General features: G+C 68.2%; 16 protein-coding genes. 9 read left to right on the top strand and 7 right to left on the bottom strand.

Translation table 11 applies throughout. The features are described from left to right. Entirely contained in the window at nt 1-741 is a 741-nt protein-coding gene (locus ACIBLC_RS19165; protein ID WP_399212159.1) for a class I SAM-dependent methyltransferase, read from the bottom strand. A 97-nt stretch (nt 742-838) separates the two neighbouring features. On the opposite strand from ACIBLC_RS19165, the gene ACIBLC_RS19160 reads away from it, so the two are divergent. Genes ACIBLC_RS19160 through ACIBLC_RS19150 form a run of 3 tightly spaced genes read left to right on the top strand, consistent with a single transcriptional unit; the run spans nt 839 to nt 2,449 of the window. After that, nucleotides 839-1,501: an HAD family hydrolase gene (locus tag ACIBLC_RS19160; RefSeq protein WP_399212157.1), complete on the top strand. Its 663-nt coding sequence runs from the start codon at nt 839-841 to the stop codon at nt 1,499-1,501. A gap of 41 nt (nt 1,502-1,542) precedes the next feature. Next, entirely contained in the window at nt 1,543-2,052 is a 510-nt protein-coding gene (locus tag ACIBLC_RS19155) for a DinB family protein (protein ID WP_399212156.1), read from the top strand. 4 nt (nt 2,053-2,056) lie between these two features. Beyond that, nucleotides 2,057-2,449, top strand: a complete 393-nt coding sequence (locus tag ACIBLC_RS19150) for a VOC family protein (RefSeq protein WP_399212155.1) — start codon at nt 2,057-2,059, stop codon at nt 2,447-2,449. A 162-nt stretch (nt 2,450-2,611) separates the two neighbouring features. Here the strand turns inward: ACIBLC_RS19150 and ACIBLC_RS19145 are convergent, their stop codons facing one another. The 5 genes from ACIBLC_RS19145 to ACIBLC_RS19125 all read right to left on the bottom strand — a co-directional run bounded on the left by ACIBLC_RS19145 (nt 2,612) and on the right by ACIBLC_RS19125 (nt 8,735). Next, a complete protein-coding gene (locus ACIBLC_RS19145; protein ID WP_399212154.1) occupies nt 2,612-3,658 on the bottom strand; it encodes an ABC transporter ATP-binding protein in 1,047 nt (348 codons plus the stop codon). Between the two features lie 25 nt (nt 3,659-3,683). After that, nucleotides 3,684-4,721 carry an ABC transporter ATP-binding protein gene (locus ACIBLC_RS19140; protein WP_399212153.1) on the bottom strand — a complete coding sequence of 346 codons (1,038 nt, stop codon included), beginning with the start codon at nt 4,719-4,721 and terminating at the stop codon, nt 3,684-3,686. A 58-nt stretch (nt 4,722-4,779) separates the two neighbouring features. Further along, entirely contained in the window at nt 4,780-5,760 is a 981-nt protein-coding gene (locus ACIBLC_RS19135; protein ID WP_399212152.1) for an ABC transporter permease, read from the bottom strand. A 109-nt stretch (nt 5,761-5,869) separates the two neighbouring features. Then, nucleotides 5,870-7,627: an ABC transporter substrate-binding protein gene (locus ACIBLC_RS19130; RefSeq protein ID WP_399212150.1), complete on the bottom strand. Its 1,758-nt coding sequence runs from the start codon at nt 7,625-7,627 to the stop codon at nt 5,870-5,872. 79 nt (nt 7,628-7,706) lie between these two features. Then, nucleotides 7,707-8,735, bottom strand: a complete 1,029-nt coding sequence (locus ACIBLC_RS19125; RefSeq protein ID WP_399212149.1) for an ABC transporter permease — start codon at nt 8,733-8,735, stop codon at nt 7,707-7,709. A gap of 524 nt (nt 8,736-9,259) precedes the next feature. Between ACIBLC_RS19125 and ACIBLC_RS19120 the strand changes: the two genes are divergently transcribed. The 5 genes from ACIBLC_RS19120 to ACIBLC_RS19100 all read left to right on the top strand — a co-directional run bounded on the left by ACIBLC_RS19120 (nt 9,260) and on the right by ACIBLC_RS19100 (nt 14,955). Next, a complete protein-coding gene (locus ACIBLC_RS19120; protein ID WP_399212148.1) occupies nt 9,260-10,894 on the top strand; it encodes an ABC transporter substrate-binding protein in 1,635 nt (544 codons plus the stop codon). A 61-nt stretch (nt 10,895-10,955) separates the two neighbouring features. Further along, the gene (locus ACIBLC_RS19115) at nt 10,956-11,879 is read left to right on the top strand and encodes an ABC transporter permease (RefSeq protein ID WP_399212147.1); all 924 of its coding nucleotides are present in this window, start codon (nt 10,956-10,958) and stop codon (nt 11,877-11,879) included. Next, the gene (locus tag ACIBLC_RS19110; protein ID WP_399212146.1) at nt 11,872-12,885 is read left to right on the top strand and encodes an ABC transporter permease; all 1,014 of its coding nucleotides are present in this window, start codon (nt 11,872-11,874) and stop codon (nt 12,883-12,885) included. The genes ACIBLC_RS19115 and ACIBLC_RS19110 overlap by 8 nt, the downstream gene beginning before the upstream one ends. A 5-nt stretch (nt 12,886-12,890) precedes the next feature. Further along, nucleotides 12,891-13,886, top strand: a complete 996-nt coding sequence (locus ACIBLC_RS19105; RefSeq protein ID WP_399212145.1) for an ABC transporter ATP-binding protein — start codon at nt 12,891-12,893, stop codon at nt 13,884-13,886. After that, on the top strand, nt 13,867-14,955 hold the full coding sequence (locus tag ACIBLC_RS19100; RefSeq protein ID WP_399212144.1) for an ABC transporter ATP-binding protein: 1,089 nt from the start codon (nt 13,867-13,869) through the stop codon (nt 14,953-14,955). Before ACIBLC_RS19105 ends, ACIBLC_RS19100 begins: the two co-directional genes overlap by 20 nt. A 241-nt stretch (nt 14,956-15,196) precedes the next feature. Here ACIBLC_RS19100 and ACIBLC_RS19095 read toward each other — a convergent pair whose 3' ends face one another. Further along, nucleotides 15,197-17,314, bottom strand: coding sequence for a prolyl oligopeptidase family serine peptidase (locus tag ACIBLC_RS19095; protein ID WP_399212143.1), 2,118 nt, complete (start codon nt 17,312-17,314; stop codon nt 15,197-15,199). A 189-nt stretch (nt 17,315-17,503) separates the two neighbouring features. On the opposite strand from ACIBLC_RS19095, the gene ACIBLC_RS19090 reads away from it, so the two are divergent. Next, the gene (locus ACIBLC_RS19090) at nt 17,504-17,698 is read left to right on the top strand and encodes a hypothetical protein (protein ID WP_365435437.1); all 195 of its coding nucleotides are present in this window, start codon (nt 17,504-17,506) and stop codon (nt 17,696-17,698) included. The last annotated feature ends 8 nt before the right edge of the window (nt 17,699-17,706 follow it).

The following is a 17,706-nucleotide window of genomic DNA, read 5'->3' as shown; positions in this document are numbered from 1 at the left end:
TCACGGCCGCTGGGGGCGGGCCACGGTGATGATCTCCGGGGCGGTGGGGGTGAGCGGCCCCCGCCCCCAGTCCCCGAACCGCTCGTGCACGGCGAACCCCGCCTCGGTGAGGAACCCGTCGAGGATCTCGGGGCCGGTGAACCGCAGCGTGCTGCGGCTCACCCGGGGCCGCTCCCAATCCGGGTGGTCGAAGGTCTCGGTGAACGTGACCCGGTTTCCGGCGACGGGTGTCTCGACGTCGTGCCGGACGCGTACGACCTCGCCGTGGGGGTCCGTCGCCTCGCGCACCCGTTCCGGAGTCCAGCTCCGCCAGGCGCGGGCGGCGGGGTTGCGGGTCTCGAAGACGAACCGGCCCCCGTCGTCGAGGGCCCGGCGGACCGCGGCCAGGGCGTCGCGCAACTGCCCGTCCGTCAGCAGCAGTTGGAACACATGGCCGGTCATCACGACGAGGTCGAACTCCCGCTCCCACCGGGTCGTGGTGAGATCCCCGAGCACCCACTCGACGGACGCCCGCCGCCGCGCCTGCACCAGCATCGCCGCGGCGGGGTCGAGCCCGCAGAGCCGTCCCGCGTGGCCGGACTCGCGGGCCCGCCCGAGCAACTGGCCCGTCCCGCAACCGACGTCGAGCACGGACCGCGCGGACAGTACGAGGTCCAGGTAGAAGTCGTCACCCGGCCCCCACGGATTGAGGGTGTCGTACAGGGCGGCCAGTGAGAGGTCACTGAACGAACGGTCAGCCATCGCAGCAGTCTCTCAGCCCGTGGGCCCGCTCGAACCCTGATCGGGACACCGACGGCGGCTACCGGGCCGCCACCGACTGCGTTGGAAGGCAAAGGAGTTGGGGCAGCACACGGTGGAGGCCGTTCTCTTCGACGTCGACGGTGTGCTGATCGACACCGCCGACGCGCACGGACGTGTCTGGCGCGCCTGGGCGAGGCTGCACGGCCTGGACCCCGAGGCGGTCCGGCGGGCCACGCAGGGCCGGCGCCGCACGGACATCCTCCGGCTGCTGGTCCCCGGGCTGGATCCCGCCGGGGAACACCTGGTCCTGGACCGGCTGATGGCCGTGGAGGAACCCGGTTTCCGCGCCTTCGACGGCGCCCTCGCGCTGCTGCGGTCCCTGCCGCCGCACCGGTGGGCGGTCGTCACCTCCAGCCGCGCGCACCCCACCGCGGCCCGGCTCGCCCGGACCGGGCTGCCCGTTCCCGGCGTACGGGTGTGTGCCGAGGACGTCCGCGTGGGCAAGCCGTCGCCGGAGGGGTATCTCACCGCCGCCGCCCGCCTCGGCGTCGACCCGGCCCGCTGTGTGGTCGTCGAGGACTCGCCCGCGGGTGTCGAGGCGGGCCTCGCCGCGGGCTGCACGGTGTACGCCGTGGCCTCCACCCACCGCCCGGCCGAACTCACCCGCGCCGACGCCTGCTTCCCCTCGCTGCGGGAGGCGGGCCGGGCGCTGGCCGCCGTACACCCGGAAGAGGGGCGCCCGCCGGGCGACGGCGGTTAATCGCTCGACATCGAACGGGCGTGCCGGGATGCTTCACCCCGATGACGACGACGCGAACAGACACGCCTCCCGCCTGGGACGAGCGCACTCAACTGGCCACCTTCCTCGACTACGCCCGGGCCACGGCCCGTGCCAAGTGCGAGGACGTCTCCCCGGAGAACGCCCGCAAGTCGCTGCTGCCGGGCTCCCCGCTTATGACCCTGTGCGGACTGATCAGCCACCTGCACTGGGTGGAGTACTACTGGTTCCAGGTGGTGTTCCTCGGCGAGGAGGACGAAGGCCCCTGGACGGACGAGGACCCCGACCGCGAGATGCGCATCGCCGTCGACATCCCGCTGCCGGACCTGCTGGCCCGGTACGAGGAACAGTGCGCCCGCTACCGACGGCTGGTGGCCGAGCGCGACCTCGACAGCCCCGCCGAGCGCCCCGTCCGCGACGGCCTCCACGTGAACCTCCGCTGGATCCTCCTCCACCTGATCGAGGAGACGGCCCGCCACAACGGGCACCTCGACATCCTGCGCGAGCTGGCCGACGGCCGGACCGGCGACTAGACCCATGGGAGCGACAGACCGCGTGAACCCCACCATCCGCACCCTCACCTTCGACTGCACGGGTGACCCGTACGAACTCGGCCTCTTCTGGAGCGAGTTGCTCGGCCGTCCGCTGGCCGACGACGACAAGCCCGGCGACCCGGAGGCGGTGATCCGGGACCCGTCCGGCGGCCCGGCGATGCTCTTCGTGCGCGTCCCGGAGAAGAAGACGGCCAAGAACCGCGTCCATCTCGACCTCCAGCCGCAGGGGCGAACCCGGGCGGACGAGGTGGCGAGGGCCCTGGAACTCGGCGCCCGCCGGATCGCGGACCACACCCGTCCGGACGGCGGCGGCTGGGTCCTCCTCGCGGACCCCGAGGGCAACGAGTTCTGCGTGGAGCGCGGGGAGTTGGGCTGAGGCACGGCGGTGAGGCCGCAGCGCCCGCCCCGGCACAAGAAGAAGGCCCGCACTCCGGAGAGTGCGGGCCTTCGTTCCCCGTGAACCGGACGTTCGTCTGCTCGGGTCAATGGGCCGGCGAAGGTCGGGTCCGTGGGTCGCGGGCTGACGGAATGGGGTGTGTCAGGCCGTGACCTCGGGGTCCTTGGCGAGGCGGGGAGCCGGGACGGTCTCCCTGACCTCGGGGTAGTGGCACGCCGTCAGGTGACCGTCACGGCTGCCGTCGGCCCGCGCCAGCGTCGGGGTCTGCGTCGCGCACTTCTCCGTCGCCTTCCAGCAGCGGGTGCGGAAGCGGCAGCCCGACGGCGGGTTGATGGGGGAGGGCACGTCGCCGGTGAGGCGGATGCGGTCGCGGGCCGGGGTGTCGTCCGCGGTGGCCTCCGGGACGGCGGACAGCAGGGCGTGGGTGTAGGGGTGGCGCGGGTTGTCGTACAGGTCCTCGCGGTCGGCGATCTCGACGATCTTGCCGAGGTACATGACCGCCACGCGCTGCGAGAAGTGCCGCACGATGGCGAGGTCGTGGGCGATGAAGACGAACGCGATGCCCAGGTCCCGCTGGAGGTCCTGGAGCAGGTTCACGACCTGCGCCTGGATCGAGACGTCGAGGGCCGAGACCGGCTCGTCCGCCACGATCAGCTTGGGCTCCAGAGCCAACGCCCGCGCCACGCCGATACGTTGCCGCTGGCCGCCGGAGAACTCGTGCGGGAAGCGGTTGAAGTGCTCGGGGTTGAGGCCCACGGTCTCGAGCAGCTCGCGCACCCGCTTCTCGCGGCCGCCCGCCGGGTTGATGTCGTTGACCTCCATCGGACCCGAGATGATCTTGCCGACCGTGTGCCTCGGGTTCAGGGAGGCGTACGGGTCCTGGAAGATCATCTGGATCTCGGAGCGGACCGGGGCGAGCTGCCGGCGGTTGGCGTGCGTGATGTCCTGGCCGCGGTAGCGGATCGAGCCCGCCGTCGGCTCCAGGAGGCGCGTGATCAGGCGGCCGGTCGTCGACTTGCCGCAGCCGGACTCGCCGACCAGGCCCAGGCTCTCGCCCTCGGCGACCTGGAAGTCCAGGCCGTCCACGGCCTGCACCGCGCCGATTTTTCGCTTGATGGGGAAGCCTCCCATCACCGGAAAGTGCTTGGTCAGACCGGTGACGTCCAGGAGGGGGTTCGTGTCGCTCATGAGGTGAAGTCCCGTCTCGTGTACGTCAGCGCGACCGGGTCGCGGCGTAGTCGGTGAAGAAGTCGCGGCGCTGGTCGGTCGTGAGGTGGCAGGCGGCGCCGCGCCCGTCCGTGATCTCCAGCGGAGGCCGCACGGTGGAGCAGAGACCGCCACCGACCTTCTCCGGGAAGGTGCACCGGGGGTGGAAGCGGCAGCCGGTGGGCGGGTTGAGCAGGGACGGCGGCGAGCCGGGGATCGGCGACAGCGGAACGTCGACCGGCCCGTCGAGGCTCGGCATCGAACCCAGCAGGCCCCAGGTGTAGGGGTGCAGCGGCTGTCGCAGCACCTCCTTCTTGGTGCCGCGCTCCACGCACCGGCCGCCGTACATCACCAGCACGTCGTCCGCGATGTCGGCGATGACCCCGAGGTCGTGCGTGATGAAGATGATCGCCGTACCGAACTCCTGCTGGAGGTCCTTGAGCAGGTCCATGATCTGCGCCTGGACCGTGACGTCCAGGGCCGTGGTCGGCTCGTCCGCGATCAGCAGCTCCGGGTCGCAGACCAGCGCCATCGCGATCATCGCGCGCTGGCGCATACCGCCGGAGAACTGGTGCGGGTAGTCGTCGACCCGCATGTCCGGCTGCGGGATCCCGACCCGCTTCAGCATCTCGATCGCACGAGCCCGGGCCTCCTTCTTGGAGGCGCCGGTGTGCTTGCGGTACGTCTCGCCGATCTGTTTGCCGATGGTGTGGTACGGCGAAAGCGAGGCCAGCGCGTCCTGGAAGATCATGGACATCTTGTTGCCGCGCAGCCGCTCCATCTGCCGCTCCGAGGCGGTCAGCAGCTCCTTGCCGTCGAGCACGATCTCGCCCTCGATGGCGGTGCGGTCGCGGTCGTGGAGGCCCAGGATCGTCAGGTTCGTGACGGACTTGCCCGAGCCCGACTCGCCCACGATGCCGAGCGTCTTGCCCTTGACCAGGTCGAAGGAGAGACCGTCGACGGCCTTGACCATGCCGTCTTCGGTGGAGAAGTGGACCTTCAGATCCCTGACGGACAGGAAGGGCTGCTGATCGGTGCTCGTCACGGGGACGCTCCTGAGGGGGGTGGTGCCGGGGTAGCTGTCGGGGGCGGGTCGCCCGGGGTCAGGCGAGCCGGATCCGCGGGTCGATGGTGGCGTAGACGGCATCCACGATGATGTTCGCGAAGACGATCGCCGTGGCCGCGACCAGAGTCACGCCGAGCAGCATCGGCAGATCGCTGTCGTTCACGGACTGCACCGCGAGCCGGCCGATGCCCTGCATGCTGAAGGTCGACTCCGTGATGATCGCGCCGCCGATCAGGGTGCCGAGGTCGATGCCGAAGACCGTGACGATCGGGCCCATCGCGCCGCGCCAGGCGAACCGGAAGAAGACGTTCGCGCGGGACAGCCCCTTGGCCCGGGCCGTGCGGACGTAGTCCTCACTGAGCTGCTCGACCAGTTGGGAGCGGGTCATACGCGTGTAGTTGGCGGTGAAGATGATCGACAGGACCAGACACGGCAGCAGCAGCCCGTTGAACCAGGCGACGGGGTCCTGGGTGATGGGCGTGTACGAGGGCTGGTCCATGATGCCGAGCTTCTGGACGAAGAAGTACATCGCGATGTAGCCGACGAAGTAGATCTGCACCGAGGAGCCGAGCAGCGAGAACGAGCTCGCGAACTTGTCCAGGAACTTGCCCTGCTTGAGCGCCGCGATCATGCCGGCGCCGACGCCGAGGATCAGGAAGATGATCGACGCACCGAAGGCGAGCGAGAGGGTCGTCGGCAGGCGGTCCAGGATCGTTCCCCAGACGGGCTCGCGGTTCGCGAAGGAGTAGCCGAGGCACGGGGCGTCGCAGAAGCCGTAGTTGCCGTACTGGCGCCCGGTGAAGATGCCCACGAGCCAGTCCCAGTACTGGGTGGTGATCGGCTTGTCGATGCCCATGTTGTGACGGATCTGCACGAGCGCGTCCGGCGTGCAGTTCTTGCCGCAGGACAGCATGGCCGGGTCACGCGGGATGGCGTAGAAGAGCCAGAAGGTGACGGCGCTGATGATCAGCAGGGTGACCAGTGCGCCGGACACGCGGCGGACTAGGAATCGGAGCATGGGTGGGGACTTTCCGGACGGGGCGCCGTCGCCGGGGCGTGAGGGGGGTCGAGCGGGCTGGGGCGGCGGCCGTGTGGACGGCCGCCACCCCTGGGGTCAGGCGTCGGACTCAGGCCTGGACATACAGCTTGCAGAGCGCGATGCAGGTGTTGCCGCCGTCGTACGTGACGTTGCCGACCTTGGATCCGTGCATCCAGTTGCGGATCGAGTGGTAGTCCGGGACGCAGGCGCCGAGCTCCATGATCTGGCGGTCGATCGCGCCCCAGGCCTTGTTGGCCGCGGCGGGGTCGGTGATCTTGGAGGCCGCCGTGATCGCCTTGTTGACGCTCGTGTCGTTCAGCTGCGAGTAGTTGCTCGCGCCGTCGCCGATGTTCTCGCCGGAGAAGCACGGGTAGAAGACCGAGTAACCGGCCGGCCAGTCCGGGCTCCAGCCCGCGGCGAAGACGTCGTACTCGTTGTCGATCTTGCCGATCTGGGTGTAGAAGGTCGACTTGTCGATCTGCTTGTTGACGACGGTGAAGCCGGCCTCGGTCAGCGCGTTCTTGATCGCGATGGCCTGCTTCACGGCGTTGTCGGACTGCTGGTAGGCGATGACCAGCTTCTGACCGGTCTTGCCGGCCTCCTTGAGGAGGGCCTTGGCCTTGGCCGGGTCGCCGCCGGGCTTCGTGGTCGTGCCGTACAGGTCGAACTTCGTGTAGCCGGGGGTGACCGGGCTCAGGATCGTGCTCGCGAGCTCGCTCGTGGAGGCGCCACCGCGGATGGTCTGGAGCTGCTGGTGCGGCCAGGCCCAGTTGATGGCCTGGCGGACCTTGACGTCCGTGATCCGGGTCGTGTTGATCGGCCAGTAGTAGGTGACCGTGTCGACCTCGGTGAGCACCCGCTTCTTGAGCGTGGCGTTCGTGAGGACCTGGGCGATCCGCTCCGGGGCGACCTCGTTGAAGATCGACATGGCGAACTTGTCGTTGCCGGAGTCGGCTATGTAGCGGTCGGTCGAGGCGACCGGCTCGAAGCCGAACTGGAAGACGTACTTGTCCGGGTAGTTGTTGCGGATCGAGTCCGTCTTCGGGTCCCAGTGCTCGTTGCGCGTGTACGTCATCGACTTGCCGACGCTGCGGCTCTCGATCTTGTACGGGCCACAGGAGAACGGCTTCTTGTCGTAGTCCTCCTTGGTGTCCTTCTTCTTGCTCACCAGGGAGTAACCACGCATGGCGAGCGTGAAGTTGAAGTCACCGCGGGCCTCGTTGAGACGGAAGGTGACGGTCTTGCCGTCGACCTCGACCGAGTCGAGCTCCTTGCCGTCGTACGGGCCCTTGTACTTCTCGCCGCCCTCGAGCCACTGCTGGACGTAGCGGGGGCCCTCGGTGACGAAGGAGGCGAAGAGGCGCTCGAAGCTGTGGCGGACGTCGTCCATGGAGACGTCCGAGCCGTCCTCCCACTTCAGGCCGTCCTTGAGGGTGAAGGACCAGGTCTTGCCGCCGTCCTTCATCGTGCCGGCGTCCGTGGCGGCGTCGCCCACCAGGATGCAGCCGCCCTTGCCGTCGAGCTTGTAGCCGGTCAGGCCGCGCAGGATCGGGACGGTGATGGCGCCCTCGGTCGAGACGTAGATCTGCGCCGGGTCCAGGTGGTCCATGTCGAACTGGTCGAGCGAGTAGATCGTGCCGCCCTTGACCGCGCCCGAGACCTCCGGGGCCGGACCGGTCGAGTCGGCCTTGGTGCCGACGTTGATCACGGTGGTCTTGGAGCCGCTGACCTTGGGGGCGTTGTTCTTCGCGGAGCTGTTGTCGCTGCCGCCGCATGCGGTCAGCACCGTGCTGGAGGCCGCGACCACACCCGTGGCGATGATGAAGTTTCTACGCGAGAAAGACATGGTGAACCTGCCTAGAGGATTCGAGCGGGCGGATGAGTACCAGCCGGGCGACGCTGAACCGGACCGGAAGAGAGGCTGCTTAGCGCTTGGACTTCGGGTCGAGTGCGTCACGCACTGAGTCGCCGAGCAGGTTGAAGGCGAGGACGAAGATCACCATCGACAGGCCGGGAAACAGCATGAAGGTGATGTCCTGGGAGTAGAACTGGGCGCCTCGCTGGATCATCACGCCCCAGTCGGGGGTCGGGTCGATGATGCCGACGCCGAGGAAGGCGAGGCCCGCTTCCGCGGTCACGAAGGCCGGGAGCATCAACGTGGACTGGATGATGATCGGCGTCCACAGGTTGGGCAGCAGCTCCTGGAAGATGATGCGTCTCGGCGACGCTCCGGTCACCCGGGCCGCCTCCACGAACTCCCGCTCACGCAGCCCGAGTACCTGGCCGCGCAGCAGACGGGCGATGGAGGCCCAGCCGAACGTGGTGAGGACGATGATCAGGCAGGTGGCCCGCAGCCAGGTCGGGACGTCGTCGTTGGACGCGACGAAGACCCCGTACACGACCGGCATGAAGGCGATGAAGAACAGCGTCGAGGGGAACGACAGCAGGATGTCGATGACCCGGCTGACCAGGTAGTCCGTCTTGCCGCCCAGATAGCCCACGGTGACGCCGATGCAGACGCCGACCAGCGTGGTGAGGATCGTGGCGGCGGTGGCGATCAGCAGTGAGGTGCGGATGCCGTACAGGAGGAACGTGAAGACGTCCCGGCCCAGCTGCGGCTCGATGCCGAACCAGAACTCCGAGCTCATCCCACCGTTCGGGCCCGCCGGGTAGGAGAACGCGTCCAGAAGCTCCGGGCGCTGGCTGGCGTACGTGGTGTACGGGTCCTTGCCGTACAGCTTCGCTATCAGCGGGGCGCAGATCGCGATCACGAAGAAGAAGATCACGATGTAGGCCGATATGACGCCCGTGCGGTCACGTTTGAACCGCTTCCAGGCGAGTCGTCCAGGGGAGCGACTCTCGGAGCCCTTTGGGGTGGAAGACGCCGTCGATGGCTCGACGCTCTCGTCGGTCACCTCAAGCGGGGCGGCCGCGGAAGGAGTAGGGGGGGTCATGGTGCTCCGTGCCCGAAGGGGTCAGGGCTCCGCAGGGCGCTCCCTACGGGCTACGCCGGACTTTTTCAACGTAATTCATCCAAGGTCAATAAAATCTGGCCTGCCTTGGGTTTCTCTTTACCTTTTTTACCTCCACTTGACTCCTGCGTAACTACGCGTGTAGAGCTCTGTGGCCGATCCGTGTCCAGAAACGGACCAACTACCCTAATCGGGCAAGGGGTTCGATATGCGGACGTCGAAGTCTCGGAATGCGTACATCTGGTGGACCTGATCCAACGGTTCCGTATCGAACGCCGAAGATCCATTGCGCCGTCCGTCCGGAAGCTCCGAGTCCGGCGCGCGATGAAGCGGAGCATCTGATTCCGCGATGCCCGCATACGGGTGGCGCCGCCACTCGGAAGGGTGGACTGAATGTGCGACATGCCCCTTATCGGCAGATATTGAGCGCTAAAGGCACAGTGCACCGGAGCCCAGAGCGAACGCCCCGGCGCCGGCGGCACAGCGCACTCTTGAGGAGGCACTCCATGCGTGGAGCCACGCACGCCAAATGGGCCGCATGCGCGGCGGCGGTAACCCTCGCGGCGACCGCCTGCGGGGGCGGGGGGAGCGACAGCGGCGGCGGCGACGGCACCGGGGTCGTGAGTTCCTCCTGGGGCGACCCGCAGAACCCGCTGGAACCGGCCAACACCAACGAGGTGCAGGGCGGCAAGGTCCTCGACATGGTTTTCCGGGGGCTCAAGCGGTACAACGCCAAGACCGGCGCCGCCGAGGACATGCTCGCCGACAAGATCGAGACCACGGACTCGCAGAACTTCACGATCACGATCAAGAACGGCTGGAAGTTCAGCAACGGCGAGGCGGTCACCGCGCAGTCCTTCGTCGACGCGTGGAACTACGGGGCCAGCCTCAAGAACAACCAGAAGAACGCGTACTTCTTCGGGTACATCGACGGGTACGACAAGACCCACCCCGAGGACGGCGGCGACCAGAGCGCCGACACCCTGTCCGGGCTGAAGGTCACCGGCACCGACACCTTCACCGTCAAGCTCAACCAGAAGTTCTCGACGTTCCCCGACACCCTCGGCTACGCGGCCTTCTCGCCGCTGCCCAAGGCGTTCTTCGACGACCACGCCGCCTGGGTGAAGAAGCCGGTCGGCAACGGGCCCTACACCATCGACTCGTACACCAAGGGCTCGCAGATGTCCCTGCGCAAGTGGGACGGCTACTCCGGCGAGGACAAGGCGGAGAACGGCGGCGTGGACCTCAAGGTCTACACCGACAACAACACCGCCTACACCGACCTGGTGGCCGGCAACCTCGATCTCGTCGATGACGTACCCGCCTCCCAGCTCAAGAACGCGAAGAGCGATCTCGGTGACCGGTACATCAATACGCCCGCCGGCATCATCCAGACGCTGGCTTTCCCGTTCTATGACAAGAATTGGGACAAGGCTGGGATGGAGAAGGTCCGCAAGGGCCTGTCCATGGCGATCAACCGCGAGCAGATCACCGACACGATCTTCCAGAAGACCCGCACCCCGGCCTCCGACTGGACCTCACCGGTCCTCGGCGAGGACGGCGGTTTCAAGGAGGGGCTGTGCGGTGACGCCTGCGAGTACAACGCGAGCGAGGCCAAGAAGCTGATCGAGGAGGGCGGCGGCCTTCCCGGCGGGCAGGTCAAGATCTCGTACAACGCGGACACCGGCTCGCACAAGGAGTGGGTCGACGCCGTCTGCAACTCGATCAACAACGCGATCGGCAACGACAAGGCCTGCGCCGGCAACCCCGTGGGCACCTTCGCCGACTTCCGCGACCAGATCACCTCGGACAAGATGTCGGGTCCCTTCCGGGCCGGCTGGCAGATGGACTACCCGCTGATCCAGAACTTCCTCCAGCCGCTGTACTACACCAACGCCTCCTCCAACGACGGCAAGTGGACCAACCCGGACTTCGACAAGCTCGTGGACCAGGCGAACGCCGAGAGCGACCGGGCCAAGGCCGTGAAGCTGTTCCAGCAGGCCGAGGAGGTCCTGCGGGACGACATGGGCGCCATCCCGCTCTGGTACCAGAACGGCAGCGCCGGCTACTCGGACAAGGTCTCCAACGTGGCGCTCAACCAGTTCAGCGTCCCCGTCTACAACGAGATCAAGGTCAACTGAGCCGAGCCGCGGGAACAGCCGCCGTACCCGCGACGGCTGTTCCACTACCTCCGGAGCCCTCATGGGACGGTATGTGATCCGGCGCCTGCTGCAGATGATCCCGGTCTTCATCGGCGCCACCCTGTTGATCTTCCTGATGGTCAACGTGATGGGCGACCCCGTCGCGGGCCTGTGCGGGGACCGGGCGTGCGACCCCGCCACGGCCGCCCAGCTCAAGAAGGAGTTCGGCCTCGACAAGCCCGTCTGGCAGCAGTACCTGACCTACATGGGCAACGTCTTCACCGGCGACTTCGGCACCGCCTTCAACGGCCAGCCGGTCACCGAGCTGATGTCGACCGCCTTCCCCGTCACCATCCGGCTGACGATCGTCGCGATCCTCTTCGAGATCGTCATCGGCATCGCGCTGGGCGTCATCACCGGCCTGCGCCGCGGCCGTCCCGTCGACACCGGCGTCCTGCTGTTCACCCTCGTCGTCATCTCGGTGCCCACCTTCGTCACCGGCCTCCTGCTCCAACTGCTGCTCGGCGTCGAGTGGGGCTGGATCAAACCGTCGGTCTCCTCGGACGCCACCTTCGGCGAACTGATCGTGCCGGGCCTGGTCCTTGCCTCCGTCTCCCTCGCGTACGTGACCCGGCTGACCAGGACCTCCATCGCGGAGAACAAACGCTCCGACTACGTCCGTACGGCCATCGCCAAGGGCCTGCCGCGGCGCAGGGTGATCACCAAGCACCTGCTGCGGAACTCGCTCATCCCCGTGGTCACCTTCATCGGCACGGACATCGGCGCCCTGATGGGCGGCGCGATCGTCACCGAGCGGATCTTCAACATCCACGGCGTCGGCTTCCAGCTCTACCAGGGGATTCTCCGCCAGAACACCCAGACCGTCGTCGGCTTCGTGACCGTCCTGGTGCTCGTCTTCCTGGTCGCCAACCTGCTCGTGGACCTGCTGTACGCCGTACTCGACCCGAGGATCCGTTATGCCTGAGCCCGAACCGCCGAAGCCGTGGATGCCGGGCGGTGACCGCGTCCCGGAGGACGGAGCGATCGCCGCGACGGGCATGGGCGGCGCGATGGACCTCGCCACCAGCGAGGGCGAGACGCTGGAGAAGACGCCGGGCGGACCCGAGGGCACGGGACCGCAGGAGAAGCCCCGGAGCCTGTGGTCCGACGCCTGGCGCGACCTGCGGCGCAACCCCGTCTTCATCATCTCCGGACTCGTCATCCTCTTCCTGGTGGTCATCTCGCTCTGGCCCTCACTGATCGCCTCCGGGAACCCGCTCACCTGCGACCTCGCCAAGGCCCAGGAGGGCTCGCAGCCCGGCCACCCCTTCGGGTTCGACGGCCAGGGCTGCGACGTCTACACACGGACGGTGTACGGCACCCGCGTCTCGATCGCCGTCGGCGTCTGCGCCACGCTCGGCGTCGCGATCCTCGGATCGGTGCTAGGCGGCCTCGCCGGGTTCTTCGGCGGGATGTGGGACTCGGTCCTGTCCCGGATCACGGACATCTTCTTCGCGATCCCCGTGGTGCTCGGCGGGCTGGTCCTCCTCTCCGTGGTGACCAGCAACACCGTCTGGCCCGTCATCGGATTCATGGTGCTGCTCGGCTGGCCGCAGCTCTCCCGTATCGCGCGCGGCTCCGTCATCACCACCAAGCAGAACGACTACGTGCAGGCCGCCCGAGCCCTCGGCGCCACCAACTCACGGCTCCTGCTGCGGCACATCACACCGAACGCGGTCGCTCCGGTGATCGTCGTGGCGACCATCGCGCTCGGCACGTACATCGCGCTGGAGGCGACGCTCTCCTACCTCGGAGTCGGCCTGAAGCCCCCCACGGTCTCCTGGGGCATCGACATCTCCTCGGCGTCCGCCTACATCCGGCAGGCCCCGCACATGCTCCTGTGGCCCGCCGGCGCCCTCGCGATCACCGTCCTGGCGTTCATCATGCTCGGCGACGCGGTGCGCGACGCCCTCGACCCGAAGCTGAGGTGACCGCCGTGCTGCTCGAAGTGCGCGACCTGCACGTGGAATTCAGGACCAGGGACGGGGTCGCCAAGGCCGTCAACGGGGTCGACTACAGCGTGGACAAGGGCGAGACCCTCGCCGTCCTCGGTGAGTCCGGCTCCGGCAAGTCGGTGACCGCGCAGGCCGTCATGGGCATCCTCGACATCCCGCCCGGGAAGATCACCGGCGGTGAGGTCCTCTTCCAGGGAAGGGACCTGCTGAAGCTCAAGGAGGAGGAGCGGCGCAAGGTCCGCGGCGCCGAGATGGCGATGATCTTCCAGGACGCGCTGTCGTCCCTCAACCCGGTGCTCTCGGTGGGCGACCAGCTCGGCGAGATGTTCACCGTGCACCGCGGGATGTCCAGGAAGGACGCCCGCGCCAAAGCCGTCGAGCTGATGGAACGGGTGCGGATCCCGGCCGCCGCCGAGCGCGTGCGCGACTATCCCCACCAGTTCTCCGGCGGTATGCGCCAGCGCATCATGATCGCCATGGCGCTGGCCCTGGAACCCGCCCTGATCATCGCCGACGAACCGACCACCGCCCTCGACGTCACCGTCCAGGCCCAGGTCATGGACCTGCTCGCGGAGTTGCAGCGCGAACTCCACATGGGGCTCATCCTCATCACCCACGACCTCGGCGTGGTCGCGGACGTCGCCGACAAGATCGCCGTGATGTACGCGGGCCGGATCGTCGAGTCCGCGCCGGTGCACGACATCTACAAGGCCCCCGCGCACCCGTACACCAAGGGTCTGTTGGAGTCGATCCCGCGCCTGGACCAGAAGGGCCAGGAGCTCTACGCCATCAAGGGCCTGCCGCCGAACCTGATGCACATCCCCCCGGGCTGCGCGTTCAACCCCCGCTGCCCGATGGCCCAGGACATCTGCCGGACCGAGGTGCCCCCGCTCGCGGAGGTGGACGGTCCTGACGGCGCCCGCAGGAGCGCCTGCTTCTTCTGGAGGGAGTGCCTCGATGACACAGGCAGCCACTGAGGCGGCGAAGGCGGCGACAGCGCCTGAACCGATCCTGGAGGTCGAAGGGCTGGTCAAGCACTACCCGTTGACCCAGGGCATCCTCTTCAGGAAACAGGTGGGGGCCGTCAGAGCCGTCGACGGCGTCGACTTCCACCTCGGCAGGGGCGAGACCCTCGGCATCGTCGGCGAGTCCGGCTGCGGCAAGTCCACGGTCGCCAAGATGCTGGTCAACCTGGAGAAGCCGACCGCCGGGGTGATCAAGTACAAGGGCGAGGACATCACCCGGATGTCCGGCAAGGCCCTCAGAGCCGTACGCCGCAACATCCAGATGGTCTTCCAGGACCCGTACACCTCGCTCAACCCGCGTATGACCGTCGGCGACATCATCGGGGAGCCGTACGAGATCCATCCCGAGGTGGCGCCGAAGGGCGACCGGCGCAAGAAGGTCCAGGACCTGCTGGACGTGGTCGGGCTCAACCCCGAGTACATCAACCGCTATCCGCACCAGTTCTCCGGCGGACAGCGTCAACGCATCGGTATCGCGCGGGGGTTGGCGCTGCGCCCCGAGATCATCGTCGCGGACGAGCCGGTGTCCGCGCTCGACGTCTCGGTCCAGGCGCAGGTGATCAACCTGCTCGACAGACTCCAGGACGAGTTCGAGCTGAGTTACGTCTTCATCGCGCACGACCTCTCCATCGTGCGGCACATCTCCGACCGGGTCGGCGTGATGTACCTCGGGCGGATCGTGGAGACCGGCAGGGACGCCGAGATCTACGACCACCCGACGCATCCCTACACACAGGCCCTGCTCTCCGCGGTGCCCGTCCCCGACCCCGAGGCCCGCGAACACCGCGAGCGGATCATCCTCACCGGGGATGTGCCGTCGCCGGCGAACATCCCCTCCGGGTGCCGCTTCCGCACCCGCTGCTGGAAGGCGCGGGAGCGTTGCGCGATGGAGGTGCCGCTGCTCGCGGTGCCCGCGGAGTTCCGGCTCGTCGAGGGTCCGGCCGCGCACGACTCGGCCTGTCACTTCGCGGAGGAGAAGCAGGTGGTACCGCCCGAGGAGCATCCGGAGGGGGCGTCATAGCCGTACAAATATGCATCAATCGCGTTTACACGCAGGCAACTCAGCGGAAGCGGTACCGATATACGGACGCGTCAGTCTGACTGACGTACGGCCGTGCGGGTGCCGTAAACGGGCCGGGAGCGCCATGTCTCCCGGCCCGTTGCCCGTTTTTGCGCCTAAACCGGCGCCGCTCTCGCCGACCGGGTCCTCGCCGTCGTGGTTCCTCAATTGATGGTTGCGGTGTTCGGTGGGGTGTTTCCGCTCAGCCCAGCTTCAGGGCGCGCCGTAGGAAGTCCACCTGGAGCAGCAGCAGGTTCTCCGCGACCTGTTCCTGGGGGGTCATGTGTGTGACGCCCGACAGGGGGAGCACCTCGTGCGGGCGGCCGGCGGCCAGCAGGGCCGAGGACAGGCGCAGGGCGTGCGCCACCACCACGTTGTCGTCGGCGAGGCCGTGCACGATCATCAGCGGCCGGTGCGGCTCGGCGGGCGAGGAGAGCCCCTCGTCGGTGATCAGGGAGCTCTTCGCGTACGTCTGCGGGTTCGCCGCCGGATCGCCCAGGTACCGCTCCGTGTAGTGGGTGTCGTACAGCCGCCAGTCCGTGACCGGGGCGCCCGCGATGCCCGCGTGGAACACGTCGGGGCGGCGCAGCACCGCGAGGCCCGCGAGCCAGCCGCCGTAGGACCAGCCGCGGATCGCGACCCGTGAAAGGTCCAGCGGGAACGTCTCCGCCAGGCCGTGCAGCGCGTCGATCTGGTCGTCGAGCGAGAGCGTGAAGTCGTCGTGGACCGCCTTCTCCCAGCCGGGGGAGCGGCCGGGAGTGCCCCGCCCGTCCGCGACGATCACCGCGAAACCCTGGTCCGCGAACCACTGCGAGGTGAGGTGCGCGTTGTGCGCGGCCAGCACCCGGGGGCCGTGCGGGCCGCCGTAGGGATCCATCAGAACCGGGAGGGGAGTGTCACCGCGGTAGTCCGCAGGCATAAGCACGGCGCATGGGATTTTCTGTGCGCCCCCCTGTGTAAGGGTCACGCGCGGGGACAAACCGGGGTGTTCGGCGTGTGAGGTGATCGTCGCCGCGCGCTTTCCGTCGCGCAGCACCTGTACCTGGGTGCCCGGCTTGTCCGGTACCGCCGAGACGAGCACGGTCACGCCCCCGGCGCGTACCGCCGAGTGCACGCCGGGCTCCTGCGAGAGGCGCTCCAGCCCGAGCTCGTTGACCCGGTACACATGCACTTCGCCGGTCTCGGGCGCGGTCGCCGCCTCGCCCGCCGAGGCCGAGACCAGCACCTCGTCGTCCGACACGTCGAGCACCGCCCGCACATGCAACTGCGGGCCTGTGAGCAGGCGTTCACCGAACGCGAGCACCCGAGCGCCCCCCTCGTCGGCGATCCGCACGAGCTGCCCCGCCGGGCTCCAGCACGGCACGCCAGGGAAAAGATCAAGCCATTGTGGATCTTCGTCCGCGTGCACCATCCGGGTCGCCCCGGTGTCCGGATCCACGGCCAGGAAGAGCTGACTCCGCTGGTCCCGAGCCTGCACGAGAATGAGCGGCGCACCGGCCTCTGACCAGTGCACATGTGCCAGATACGGATACCGGACCCGGTCCCACACGACCTCCGTGCGCGCCCCGTCGAGATCGACGGCGAAGAGGCGTACGTCCGCGTTGGCGCTTCCGGCCACCGGATACGCGACCTGTTGCGGATCGCGCTCCGGCTGTGCGGGATCGGCGATCCACCAGCGGCTCACGGGCGCGTCGTCGGCCCGTGCGACCAGCAGCCGGTCCCCCTCGGGCGACCACCAGAAGCCGCGCGAACGCCCCATCTCCTCGGCGGCGATGAACTCGGCCAGGCCGTAGGTCACCGTCTCCGCCTCCGGCTCGGCGAGCGCCCGGTCGTCCTCGCCCTCGGCGCCGACGACCCGCAGGGCGCCCCCGCTGACGTACGCGACGAGCCGTCCGTCGGGGGAGGGGCGCGGGTCGATCACCGGTCCCGGGACGCGCAGTTCACGTGCCGTGCCGGCCCGCAGCTCGGCCGTGAAAAGCCGCCCTGACAAGGCGAAAGAGGCCAACTCGGCCGCCGTGTCGGTGGCGTAGCCGACGATTCCCGCGCCACCCTCACGGCTGCGTTCGCGGCGTGCCCGTTCCGCCGCCGACAGGTGTTCCGTCACACCCCCGAGCAGGGTCCCCGGGTCGGCCGCGACTCGCTCCTCGCCGTCCGCCACGTCGAACACCCACAGCAGATTCGCCCGGTCCGTACCGGAACGGGAACGCAGGAACACGACCCGGGAACCGTCGGGTGCCACGGCGAAGGCGCGGGGCGCTCCGAGCGTGAACCGCTGGGTGCGCGCGTGCCGTCTGGGGAAGGAGAGGGGCTCGGTCGTCATGCTCTGACCATATTGGCCATGCGCCCCCTTGTGCGGCCGTGCGCCGATCGATGCGCGCGTACGGATAGTTATGATCACTAGCGCTGTGTGGGTATGAACCCGCTGGCTGCTGTATGGATTTACCGACCCCCCATGTCCGACCCCCGTACCGGACCCCCCTGTCCCTGGGATCTTTGGAGGTGAACCGCCGTGGCACTCTCGATTTCGGCGGTGGTGCTGCTGGCGATCATCGTCTTCATCCTGGTGAAGAAGTCAGGACTGAAGGCGCCGCACGCCATCGTGTGTGTCCTGCTCGGGTTCTATCTCGCCTCCTCGACGGTCGCGCCCACGATCAACGAGGTGACCACCAACATCGCGGGCATGATCGGCAGCATCAACTTCTGACCGGTCCC

Source organism: Streptomyces sp. NPDC050535, assembly GCF_044457665.1.
In the GTDB taxonomy this organism is placed as follows: Bacteria; Actinomycetota; Actinomycetes; order Streptomycetales; family Streptomycetaceae; genus Streptomyces.
The sequence above is the reverse complement of the archived record's forward strand: the minus strand, read 5'-3'. Positions and strand labels throughout refer to the sequence as shown.